Genomic DNA, 11048 nt, shown 5'->3' with positions numbered 1-11048 from the left:
ACTATTGATGTTATCAAGTAAATTACCCTATTGCCTGACGAAGATCCTCAATAAGGTCTTCCACATCTTCAATTCCAACACTTAGTCTAATCAATGAGTCGACAACTCCTGTCTTTTCACGTTCTTCCTTCGGAATAGAAGCATGGGTCATACTTGCGGGATGTCCCGCCAAGGACTCTACGCCTCCCAGCGATTCCGCCAGTGTGAAGATCTTCAACTTTTCAACGATCTTGATGGCCTCGGCATAATTGCTTCCTTTGGTAATGAACGAGACCATTCCTCCAAAATCGTTCATCTGTCGTTTCGCAACGTCATGGTTGGGATGATCTTCGAACCCTGGCCAATAGACCTTTTCAATTTTTGGGTGGCTCGCCAAATAGGCAGCGATAGCCTTCCCATTCTCACAGTGCCGCTGCATCCTTACATGAAGCGTCTTTATGCCACGAAGCACCAAAAAGCTGTCCATAGGGCCACAAACTGCACCACTTGCATTTTGTATAAAATATAACTTATCTGCTAGCTCTTTGTCTTTTACAACCAAGGCGCCCATTACCACATCGCTATGACCGCCCAGATATTTGGTGGCAGAATGCATCACGATGTCGGCCCCAAGTTCTAAGGGTTGTTGTAAATATGGAGTGGCAAAAGTATTGTCGACCGCCAATAATATATCGTGCTCTTTGGCGACCGCAGCTACCGCTTGGATGTCGATGATATTCATCATTGGGTTGGTAGGGGTTTCCACCCAGATCAAACGTGTCTTTTCGTTGACATAATGTGCAACCTTATCGGCATTTTCCATACCAATAAAGTGGAATTTTATCCCGAAATCCTCGTAAATCTTAGTGAACAAGCGATAGGATCCACCATAGAGATCATTGGTGGAGATCACTTCGTCTCCCGGCTTCAATAATTTGATCACCGCATCGATCGCAGCCAATCCACTGCCAAAAGCCAAGCCGAAATTACCATTTTCTATGCTTGCAAAGGAATCCTCTAGCGCTTTGCGTGTAGGATTGTGCGTGCGACTGTACTCAAAACCTTTGTGCCCTCCAGGCGTGGTTTGCGCATAGGTCGACGTTTGATAGATAGGAGGCATCACTGCCCCATAAGCCTTATCATATTCTTGACCACCATGGATGGTCTTTGTATTGAACTTAATATTCTCCGAACTCATAATAGCTATTCTTAATGCAGACAAAAATACCGTTTCCTTTTGGGGATTACAATCTAGTAGGTACTTTTAGAGTTATAAATCGTAAATCGTATGATGAAAAAAGTTTTATGCCTACTGCTTCTTGTTATATCGCTAATTGGTTGCGAAAAAGAAGCAACACTTACATTTGAAGCTATCGACAGCAAAGAAAGCAGTGATCATTGCGACGACGAATCTTGTGCAGAGATAGCACTCAACTATGTTTTGGCGAAGGGTGACGAGAAAGTACAAGAAACCATCAATGAGGCAATTATAAGTGCCATTCTTCCCTATCTAAACTATAGTGAGGATGAGGGTATAGAAACGATTGATGCGGCTAAAAGATCATTTTTTAAATCGTTCGAGGAAAACAAAGAGGAATTTGAATCAGAGGCCAGTTGGTATGCCTTCATATTCGGTGATGTCTCTTACCAGACCGATCAACTTATCTCCATAAGACTTGATGTAGAAATGTATGTCGGCGGGGCTCATGGTTACCAAAGCACCAAGTATTTGAATTTTGATCCAAAAACGGGAAACATCATGGAACCAAAGGATCTGTTTGAAGATCTCGATGGATTTATAGCACTGGCGGAGGGCCAATTCAGAAATAAATATAAAATTCCAGAAGTAGCAAACATCAATTCGGCCGGCTTCGATTTCGAGAATGATCAATTTCACCTTCCTGAGACCATTGGCTTTACCAAAGAGCATATTGTAATGACTTACAAACCCTATGAAATTGCTCCGTATACGGAAGGGCCGCAATCCTTGACCATCGATTATGCTACAGTCGAGGAATATCTTAAGAAACGATAGCCTTTTTCATGGCTAGAATATAGCCCAAATGGATCCCTTCGTGAAAATTGTTGAAGTTCAATCCGTCCTCTACCGTCTTCAAGGTCACTTTTAAGGAAGTCGTATAGGAACCATAATTTTTAAAGACACTTTTTGCATAGTCCTCCTTCGTCTTTTCCAATGTTGCGAACAGCCATTCCGAAACCTGCTTTACATCCTGTTCAGTGGCATCTTTTTCGTGCTTGGTTCCCTTGCGGAAACTATCGATAAACGATTGCGGCAGCATTGATTCTTTCCCTGATAGCGTATAAACGAGCAATTGCTGAGTGACCACGACATGTGCGATATTCCAAAAGATACTATTGGAAAAACCAGCTGGTACCGTATTTAACTCTTGAAGGGAAAGGTTATTCAAAAAATAGTGAAGCGACCTCCTGTTTTGCAGTGAAGTTTCGAAAACGAAATCCATGTGGCGATTTTTTGCTAAAGATAATTTTTTCAGTTTTAAATGCTGTTTCTTTGCATTGAAAAGCGTACCTCATGAAAAAAATATACCATCTTCAAACATGCGATACCTGCCAACGGATCATCAAGGAATTGCAGCTGCCTTCAGATTTTGTGTTACAAGACATCAAGACCGAAAAAATAACAACAGAACAGCTCGATGAGATGCATCGGCTCGCTGGGAGTTATGAGGCACTTTTCAGCAAACGTGCCAGATTGTATAAAGAACGTGGTCTAAAGGATAGGGCACTCACGGAAAAGGATTACAAGGACCTCATTCTAGAACATTATACCTTTTTAAAACGCCCCGTAACCATTGTTGACGACCATATCTTTATAGGAAACAGTAAAAAAGTGGTTGCGGAAGCAAAGGATGCCATTCATTCGTAATTTATAATGAGCAAAAGAACACTGGCCCTAATGGCCGCTTTTACGGCGAGTAGCATTTATGCCGTTAACCACACCCTTGCCAAAGGAGTAATGCCTATCTACATCAAATCTTTTGGATTCATACTACTGCGGGTGCTGGGCGCTGGCATTCTATTTTGGCTCATCAGTATTTGGGCGCCTAAAGAAAAGATCGCAAAGAGCGATTGGCCACGTATCCTTGCCTGTGCCTGCTTTGGCATGGTGCTCAATATGCTATCGTTCTTTTGGGGACTAGAGCTTTCTACCCCGATCAATAGTTCGGTGATGATCACCGTATCGCCCATTTTGGTGTTTATCCTTTCGGCCGTTCTAATTGGTGAGAAGATAACGTGGGTCCGAGCTGTTGGAATATTGCTTGGCTTCGCAGGAGCCTTGGGTCTCATTCTATTTGGGGATGAAGTTCGACAAGATGCACCAAATATCCCGTTGGGAAACACGCTGTTCATACTAAATGCAGCTTTCTATGCGATCTACTTGGTGCTTGTAAAGCCGCTAACCGCCAAGTATCATTCGATCACCCTGATGAAGTGGTTCTTTGCCATTGCCATTGTGATCAATTTTCCTATTACCATCGCGGAATTTAACGAAGTACAATGGACGTCACTTCCGATGGACGTTGTCTGGAAAATGGTCTTTGTTGTGGTCGGGACCACCTTTTTAACGTATTTATTGAATGTCTATGCGCTTAGAGAACTCAAAGCTTCCACAATCGGTGCATTTATCTATTTACAGCCTCTATTGGCCATCGCATTTGCCATGGTTATGGGAGCGGATGCTTTAAATATAGTGAAGGTTGTTGCCGCCGTCCTCGTTTTTATAGGCGTCTACTTGGTAACCAAGGTGTCCAAGAGAAAGCGAGAAACGTAAGCCTAGAACTTAAGGTCTACTGGTTTTTTTGCATATTTACGCGTATCCTCTCTGGTCAACAGTCTAAAATTGGCTGAGTGTTCCAATTGGTCCACCACCTTCCTTAACTCGTCCGGTAGGCCGATCAGTTTGCGTTGTCCAAGATCTAACCATCCTCCCATCATTTCACCGCGACACATGTTTCTCCCTTTATAGTCATAAAAATTATGGATGAACTCGTAAAACATGCCGTCCTCACTCATGCCACCCAATTCCAAGGTAACCTTTATAGGATGCCCCGCAAAAACTTCCCTAAAGTAGTACACATGCTCGTAGAATATGACCGGCCCAATATTATAATGCTGCATCTGTCGGTGTCCAAAACCATGCTCGCCCAAAAACGCCATACGGGTATGTGCCATAAAGGCGATATATGAAGAATTGGCCAAGTGTCGATTGGCATCGAGGTCATTCCAGCGGATATCAAACTCTTTTGAATACATAGGCGAACAATTTTTGCAAAGATAATTAATTTGCTATGCGCGCATAGTTTTTATTTTATCTGTTTTGACGATCGATGAGAATCTTTCAAGGAGCAGTTGAAGTTTTGGAGCGATGTATTTTTCACAAAAAGGCTTTTGAGGGTTGGTGTAGTAATAATTGGTAATTTCTTCTCTTGAAGGTTCAAAGTTTTTGAACGGTAGCACTTGGGTAATGATCCTTTCGTCAAATTCCGCTTGGAGGACTTTCAGAATAGAGCTGCTTTCTGCGCTTTGGTCTTGAGAAAAATAGTAAATGGCCGATCGATATTTTTTTCGCATGCTATGATCGGAAGTGCTTTGATGCGTATAAAGATGTACTTCGATCAGCTCTTTTAGCTGAATACGTGCAGCATCGAATTGAACGATCACTGCCTCCGAAAAGGAATCATCCTTTCCTTCTGAAGACACCCAACCTTGTTCAACTCGAAGAACGCCTTTCAATGACTGAAAAACAGCCTCTGTACACCAATGGCAACCTCCTCCTAGTCCGATTTTTAGAATCATTGACCTATCTGCATATGTGATTATAAAAATTATGACACATCAAAGATAACCTTATTACATTCAACAGAAAGGAGCAACAAATTGTTAATTGAATAGCAGCAATATTCACAATAGGGATGAGTAAAAATATCGTAAATTTGCCCTCCGGATAATAGAAGCTACATGTTAGACAAATTAAATATCGTAAAGCAACGTTTCGACGAGATCTCTGATCTGATCATTCAACCCGATATCATCGCCGATCAAAAGCGTTATGTACAGCTCAATCGAGAATATAAAGAATTGAAGCAGCTTGTGGACAAACGTGAGGTCTACAAGTCCTTATTGGATAATGTGAGCGAGGCCGAAGAGATCATTGCCGATGGCGGCGATGCAGAGATGGTAGAAATGGCAAAGATGCAGCTCGAAGAGGCAAAAGAACAACTTCCTGCTCTTGAGGAAGAGATCAAATACATGCTGATCCCAAAAGATCCTGAAGATGCTAAGAATGTGGTTGTCGAGATCAGAGCGGGGACCGGAGGTGATGAAGCCAGTATCTTTGCAGGCGATCTACATAGAATGTACACCAAATATTGCGAAAGCAAGGGCTGGAAAGTGAATGTCGTCGATTTTAATGCAGGCACCTCTGGTGGTTTCAAAGAGATCATCTTTGAGGTGAGTGGCGAAAACGTCTATGGTACGATGAAGTTTGAAGCTGGTGTGCATCGTGTACAACGCGTACCACAAACAGAGACGCAAGGAAGGGTACATACCTCGGCAGCAACTGTAATGGTATTGCCAGAGGCAGAAGAATTTGATATTGAGCTAGACATGAGCGAGGTTCGCATCGAACGTACCACCTCGACCGGCCCTGGAGGACAATCGGTAAATACAACCTACTCGGCCATCAAACTACATCACGAGCCAACCGGACTTATCGTAAGCTGCCAAGACGAGAAGTCGCAGCATAAAAATCTTGAAAAAGCGATCAAGGTGCTACGCTCGAGATTATACGATCTGGAATTGGCCAAAAAGCAAGCTGCCGACTCAGCCAAACGAAAGAGTATGGTAAGCAGTGGCGACCGTAGTGCGAAGATCAGGACCTATAATTATCCTCAAGGCCGCGTGACCGATCACCGCATCGGATTAACACTTTATGACCTAAGTAATATCATCAATGGCGATATTCAAAAGATCATCGACGAGTTGATGCTTGCTGAGAATACCGAGAAGTTGAAAGAAGCAAGCGAGACGATATAGTCGTTGGGTGTTGGGTACTAGGTGTTGGATGTTGGGTTTTTGTTATGAATTAGATTGAAAAATAAACCTTTAATTATTTGAGAAACTTTAGGGAACTTGATGTATGGAATGATTCAATTGCTTTTGTAAAACTCGCATATTTACATATTTCGGATTTTCCAAAAGAAGAAAAGTTTGGCTTTAAATCTCAAATAGCGCGAGCTGTAGTTTCAATCCCTTCCAACATTGCAGAAGGATGCTCTAGGAATTCTCAAAGAGAGTTTTCAAGATTTTGGCAGATAGCCCTCGAATCTTCCTATGAGTTAGAAACCCAATTGCATATCTCCAAAGAAATCGGTATTCTTTCAGAAGAAAAATACACCTTATTGGTTATTGAATTAAATCGAATCCAAAAGCGAATGAATTCGTTACGAAAATATGCAGATTAGAAAGTGTAACACCTAAAACCTAGCACCCAAAACCCAATAATGACCACAAAACAACTCATCGCCCAAATACACCAAAAGAAGTCCTTTCTCTGTATCGGCCTCGACGTCGACCTCAACAAGATCCCTGAACATTTGCTACAAGAGGAAGATCCCATTTTCGCCTTTAACAAAGCAATTATTGATGCCACCCATCATCTTGCGGTGGCCTATAAGCCCAACACGGCCTTCTATGAGGCCTATGGATTAAAAGGATGGCGCTCATTGGCCCGTACGATCGAATATCTCAATACGAATCATCCCGAGATCTTTACCATCGCTGATGCGAAGCGCGGCGATATTGGGAATACGTCCACCATGTATGCGAAGGCCTTTTTTGAGGATCTGGAGTTCGACTCGGTGACGGTGGCCCCTTATATGGGTAAGGATTCGGTAGAGCCCTTTTTGGCATTCGAGGATAAGCATACCATTCTTCTGGCATTGACCTCTAACCAAGGGGCCTTTGATTTTCAGACCAAGAAGGTACCAGAGCGCGAGCTTTACAAAGAGGTGTTAAGGACATCCATCACTTGGAAGAACTCAGAGAATCTAATGTATGTGGTGGGTGCCACCAAAGCAGAATTCCTCCAAGAAATACGCCAGATCATCCCCCAGAGTTTTTTGCTGGTCCCTGGCGTTGGAGCACAGGGCGGCAGCTTATCTGAAGTATGTAAATACGGGATGACGAAAGATGTTGGTCTGCTCATCAATTCGTCTCGTGGTATTATCTACGCTTCCAAAGGAAAAGATTTTGCTCAAGCGGCGGCAGAAAAGGCAGAAGCACTACAAAAAGCGATGGCCGCCATTTTAGAAGACTAATTCTTAAATTTCGATCATGGTGGAATATCGGGATCAGTTACAAAGAACTATTCGCCTAGCTCAGACCCCAAAGCGAATCATCTCGTTAGTTCCCAGTCAGACAGAACTGCTATATGACCTCGGCCTTGAGAATGAGGTCATGGGTATTACCAAATTCTGTGTGCATCCTTCTCACTTTAGAAGTACAAAGAACATCGTCGGTGGCACCAAGCAGGTGAAACTAGACAAGATCATAGCCTTAGCTCCAGATATCATTTTGTGCAACAAAGAGGAAAATACCAAAGAGATGGTTGCCGAATTGGAGACGATCGCTCCCGTTCATGTCTCCGATATCGCAAATATTGATGATTGCATCGAAATGATCCAACAGTATGGAACGCTATTCGACCGCAGAACAGAAGCTTCAAACATTGTACAAAAAATAGCATTTGATCTGGATGATTTTCAAAAATTCATTAAAACTCGACCGATAAAGAAGGTGGCCTACTTTATTTGGCGAAAACCATGGATGGTAGTGGGCAAAGATACCTTTATCAACTATCTTTTAGAATTGAATCACTTTGAAAATGTCTATAAGCACAAAGGTCGCTATCCCGAGATCGATCTAGAGAATCTCCGTTCAGAAGGAGGAGGTCCGGAAGTCGTATTTCTTTCTTCGGAACCTTATCCATTCAAAGAAGACCACGCCTTTGAAATAGCGAGATATGTCCAAAATGGAAAGACGGTATTTGTAGACGGCGAACTGTTTTCTTGGTATGGGTCTAGGCTTACAAAATCTTTTGAATACTTTAAAGATCTGCATCAACGGCTAAAGGACAATTCCTGATCGAGATCCTGCAGACGTTCTAACTTTTCTAGGATCTTCTGTGCCTCATATTCGCAGAAATCACTAAGTGCAGCATCTGTTTGTCTAAAATTGTAGGCGCGCTCTACCAATATCTTGTAGCGCTTTTCGAGCTGTGCTTGAGTAAAACGCCGGCGCAATTTGGAGATACGTGTTTTCATGATAACGGGTTCTGGTTATTGATAAATTAAATATAACTAAAATGCTGTAAAACAGCGTAATAAAACTGAAAAATTATTTACTGACACAAACTTTTGATTAAAACCTTAATCAGCTCAAAATATTGTTATCTTTACCCAAAATTGCTGCTAAGTGCTTAATTACACTGTCTATCGTCATAAAAATTCGACTGAGTGGGTGACCTTCGTACATGGTGCAGGGGGCAGCTCTTCTATCTGGTACAAACAACTAAGAGAATTTCAAAAGCACTTTAACATCCTATTGCTCGATCTACGAGGCCACGGAGAGTCGAAGGCCTCGATCAAGGATGCATTTAACAAGAAATACACCTTCGATGCCATCGCCAATGATATTTTGGAAGTGATCGATCACGAAAATATCCAACGTTCTCATTTTATCGGGATCTCTCTAGGTACGATCCTCATTAGACAATTGGCAGAAATGCACCCGCATCGCGTACAAAGCATGATCATGGGCGGTGCGATCATGAAGTTGAACTTCCGCTCGCAGATCTTGATGCGCGTTGGTATTGTCTTCAAATCGCTGATCCCCTATCTGTGGCTGTACAAGTTCTTTGCATTCATCATCATGCCGAACAAAAATCACAAAGAATCTCGTCTGCTTTTTATCAGGGAGGCCAAAAAACTCTATCAGAAAGAATTTGTGCGTTGGTTTAAACTTACGGCAGAGATCAATCCGCTGTTGCGATGGTTTAGACAGGTAGAATTACAGATCCCTACCTTGTATGTCATGGGTGGGGAGGATTATATGTTCTTGCCCTCAATAGAAAAAGTCGTTCAAAAACACGAATATGCCAGCCTTTTTGTCGTTCCCAACTGCGGCCATGTGGTGAATGTGGAACAACCTGCACTCTTTAATGCGGAAACCATACGCTTTATCTCCCAGCAATAAAAAACCAATCCTTTTAAAGATTGGCTTTTTTCGCTAACTAACTCAAATGAATTTACTTCATTAACCATGCAATGGATATTGCAAATATCTGTTGCTTAGCCTCGACATGCGTTAATTTAAAATTATCGAAGTATTAAAAGCTCATTACTTTAATGAATCAGGTAGTGCTGATGAACACTTTAGCCTAACAAAAAAACAGCATGTTTTCATTAAAGAAACGTTAAACACCGGATTTTGTATGATTCAAAGTGGTAATTTTAATAGAAGCGGTACTATTATTTCTATTAAATTTTGATGAAATGAAAAGACTTTTCCTGTTATTCAACCTCTTGGTCATTGTTACCATCGGTTTTGCACAAAGCACTAGTTGCAATTGTTGTACAGACAACCATCAAGCCTTCGACTTTTGGGAAGGTACTTGGGAAGTCTCAAAACCGGATGGTTCTGAAGCGGGCACCAATGTAATCGATAAGATTCAAGACGGGTGCATTTTACGCGAAAATTGGACCAGCGCCTCGGCCGGCTATACTGGCACCAGCTACAATTTTTACAATGCCCAAAAAAATCAGTGGGAACAAATATGGGTTGACAATCAAGGTGGAAGTCTTCATTTAAAAGGAAACCGGGTTGGCAATCAAATGATATTGGAATCCGATGAGTTAAAGAACCAACAGGGACAGCTCTATAAAAACCGCGTGACGTGGACCCTGAATGAAGACGGAAGCGTTAGACAATTATGGGAATACCTACAAGGAGAGAAAGTTGTAGGTGTGGCCTTTGATGGGTTATACAAAAAGAAAGTTCAGGAATAGGTGTTCTTTATCATATCTTCGGTTTCTTTCAAACTCTTAAAGACCTGAAAATCCTTTCCCTGCGTTCTTAAGGCTCCCAAAGCATTTGCAAATTGCGCTGCCTTTGTGGCATCATCATGCATGGTAAAACCATAGGCGAGGCCTCCTGCAAAAGAGTCGCCACATCCGGTAGTATCTACCACATCGGCAACAGGAATAGAAGGTATGAACTGTTTTTTGACCTTTCCTACCTCGTCTTTATACATCATGGCACCTCGGCTATCCAAGGTCACATAAAGCACTTTCACTCCGCGATCTAGGACGTATTCGGCAAAAGCATCTAGATGTTCTGTCTGATCCTCATCAAATGACGAGTCGTCTGCATAGTCCTTCTCAAACCAACAGCAAATAGACTCTTCTAGATTCATTTTTAGAACATCTATAAATGGAAACCATTGTTCTTTATCGTTCCAAAATTTTCGCAAGCGTGTGCCATCTTCTGTGACGAATGTTGTGGGCCCATGGGCGTCAAAGATTATCCGTGCATTACTATTATCCTTTATATACTGAAGCGTATCCAGGGATATCTCAAAATCGGTTATCGGAACAAACACAAAGCAATCTACATTCAGAAATGGCTTCACATCCTCTGGTGTCACTGGAGTCATATTAGCGGTCTGTTGCTCAAGCCTGTTGTTTTGATCGATAAACTTCAGATCGATGATAGTCCCTTGATCGTTTTGGTCATCGACCCCTTCCGTATTGATATTTGAATATGGCTGGAATAATCTTAAAATAGAAAGATGATCCTCCTTGTGAACATGGGAAATCGGTATCACCTCCCCAGTACCTTCCAATAGTTTTGCAAGGGCGATCGTAGGATGTGTCACACAACCATATTTTTTTATCACCTCACCTTTATGCGTGGTGATAGTATCTCTAGGTATCGGTCCTACGACCGCAATTCTTTTCAAACTCATT

15 protein-coding genes are annotated in these 11048 nt (G+C 42.2%); 9 read left to right on the top strand and 6 right to left on the bottom strand.

The window, feature by feature from the left end; genetic code table 11:
- Positions 1 to 22: 22 nt before the first annotated feature.
- Positions 23 to 1162, bottom strand: a complete 1140-nt coding sequence (locus ACFQ1M_RS14615; protein WP_386410889.1) for a cystathionine gamma-synthase — start codon at positions 1160 to 1162, stop codon at positions 23 to 25.
- Between the two features lie 105 nt (positions 1163 to 1267).
- On the opposite strand from ACFQ1M_RS14615, the gene ACFQ1M_RS14610 reads away from it, so the two are divergent.
- Positions 1268 to 2014 carry a DUF3298 and DUF4163 domain-containing protein gene (locus ACFQ1M_RS14610; RefSeq protein WP_386409493.1) on the top strand — a complete coding sequence of 249 codons (747 nt, stop codon included), beginning with the start codon at positions 1268 to 1270 and terminating at the stop codon, positions 2012 to 2014.
- Here the strand turns inward: ACFQ1M_RS14610 and ACFQ1M_RS14605 are convergent.
- Positions 2001 to 2462, bottom strand: coding sequence for a DinB family protein (locus tag ACFQ1M_RS14605; RefSeq protein WP_386409491.1), 462 nt, complete (start codon positions 2460 to 2462; stop codon positions 2001 to 2003). The two genes, ACFQ1M_RS14610 and ACFQ1M_RS14605, sit on opposite strands and share 14 nt — an antisense overlap.
- 71 nt (positions 2463 to 2533) lie before the next feature.
- On the opposite strand from ACFQ1M_RS14605, the gene ACFQ1M_RS14600 reads away from it, so the two are divergent.
- Together ACFQ1M_RS14600 and ACFQ1M_RS14595 are read left to right on the top strand one after the other, a co-directional pair.
- Entirely contained in the window at positions 2534 to 2887 is a 354-nt protein-coding gene (locus ACFQ1M_RS14600) for an arsenate reductase family protein (RefSeq protein ID WP_386409489.1), read from the top strand.
- A gap of 6 nt (positions 2888 to 2893) precedes the next feature.
- On the top strand, positions 2894 to 3793 hold the full coding sequence (locus ACFQ1M_RS14595) for a DMT family transporter (protein WP_386409487.1): 900 nt from the start codon (positions 2894 to 2896) through the stop codon (positions 3791 to 3793).
- Between the two features lie 2 nt (positions 3794 to 3795).
- Here ACFQ1M_RS14595 and ACFQ1M_RS14590 read toward each other — a convergent pair whose 3' ends face one another.
- The gene (locus ACFQ1M_RS14590; protein WP_386409485.1) at positions 3796 to 4275 is read right to left on the bottom strand and encodes an acyl-CoA thioesterase; all 480 of its coding nucleotides are present in this window, start codon (positions 4273 to 4275) and stop codon (positions 3796 to 3798) included.
- 33 nt (positions 4276 to 4308) lie between these two features.
- Positions 4309 to 4818 carry a peptide-methionine (S)-S-oxide reductase gene (locus ACFQ1M_RS14585; RefSeq protein WP_386409483.1) on the bottom strand — a complete coding sequence of 170 codons (510 nt, stop codon included), beginning with the start codon at positions 4816 to 4818 and terminating at the stop codon, positions 4309 to 4311.
- 162 nt (positions 4819 to 4980) lie between these two features.
- On the opposite strand from ACFQ1M_RS14585, the gene prfA reads away from it, so the two are divergent.
- The 4 genes from prfA to ACFQ1M_RS14565 all read left to right on the top strand — a co-directional run bounded on the left by prfA (position 4981) and on the right by ACFQ1M_RS14565 (position 8166).
- On the top strand, positions 4981 to 6057 hold the full coding sequence (gene prfA / locus ACFQ1M_RS14580) for a peptide chain release factor 1 (protein WP_386409481.1): 1077 nt from the start codon (positions 4981 to 4983) through the stop codon (positions 6055 to 6057).
- Between the two features lie 77 nt (positions 6058 to 6134).
- Positions 6135 to 6485, top strand: a complete 351-nt coding sequence (locus ACFQ1M_RS14575; RefSeq protein ID WP_386409479.1) for a four helix bundle protein — start codon at positions 6135 to 6137, stop codon at positions 6483 to 6485.
- 39 nt (positions 6486 to 6524) lie between these two features.
- Entirely contained in the window at positions 6525 to 7340 is an 816-nt protein-coding gene (pyrF, locus tag ACFQ1M_RS14570) for an orotidine-5'-phosphate decarboxylase (RefSeq protein ID WP_386409477.1), read from the top strand.
- Between the two features lie 16 nt (positions 7341 to 7356).
- Positions 7357 to 8166, top strand: a complete 810-nt coding sequence (locus tag ACFQ1M_RS14565) for an ABC transporter substrate-binding protein (protein WP_386409475.1) — start codon at positions 7357 to 7359, stop codon at positions 8164 to 8166.
- Here the strand turns inward: ACFQ1M_RS14565 and ACFQ1M_RS14560 are convergent.
- Positions 8142 to 8345 (bottom strand): Lacal_2735 family protein, encoded by a 204-nt coding sequence (locus ACFQ1M_RS14560; RefSeq protein WP_386409473.1) that lies wholly within the window; start codon positions 8343 to 8345, stop codon positions 8142 to 8144. The two genes, ACFQ1M_RS14565 and ACFQ1M_RS14560, sit on opposite strands and share 25 nt — an antisense overlap.
- Positions 8346 to 8496: 151 nt before the next feature.
- Here ACFQ1M_RS14560 and ACFQ1M_RS14555 point away from each other — a divergent pair, with 151 nt between their 5' ends.
- Positions 8497 to 9276 carry an alpha/beta fold hydrolase gene (locus ACFQ1M_RS14555; RefSeq protein ID WP_386409471.1) on the top strand — a complete coding sequence of 260 codons (780 nt, stop codon included), beginning with the start codon at positions 8497 to 8499 and terminating at the stop codon, positions 9274 to 9276.
- 299 nt (positions 9277 to 9575) lie between these two features.
- A complete protein-coding gene (locus tag ACFQ1M_RS14550) occupies positions 9576 to 10088 on the top strand; it encodes a hypothetical protein (protein WP_386409469.1) in 513 nt (170 codons plus the stop codon).
- Here ACFQ1M_RS14550 and ACFQ1M_RS14545 read toward each other — a convergent pair.
- Positions 10079 to 11047 carry a carbohydrate kinase family protein gene (locus tag ACFQ1M_RS14545; RefSeq protein WP_386409467.1) on the bottom strand — a complete coding sequence of 323 codons (969 nt, stop codon included), beginning with the start codon at positions 11045 to 11047 and terminating at the stop codon, positions 10079 to 10081. The genes ACFQ1M_RS14550 and ACFQ1M_RS14545 overlap by 10 nt on opposite strands.
- Position 11048: the final 1 nt, after the last annotated feature.

Origin of the sequence: Sungkyunkwania multivorans (assembly GCF_042675645.1) — a bacterium.
GTDB classification, from domain to species: Bacteria; Bacteroidota; Bacteroidia; order Flavobacteriales; family Flavobacteriaceae; genus Sungkyunkwania; species Sungkyunkwania multivorans.
The sequence above is the reverse complement of the archived record's forward strand: the minus strand, read 5'-3'. Positions and strand labels throughout refer to the sequence as shown.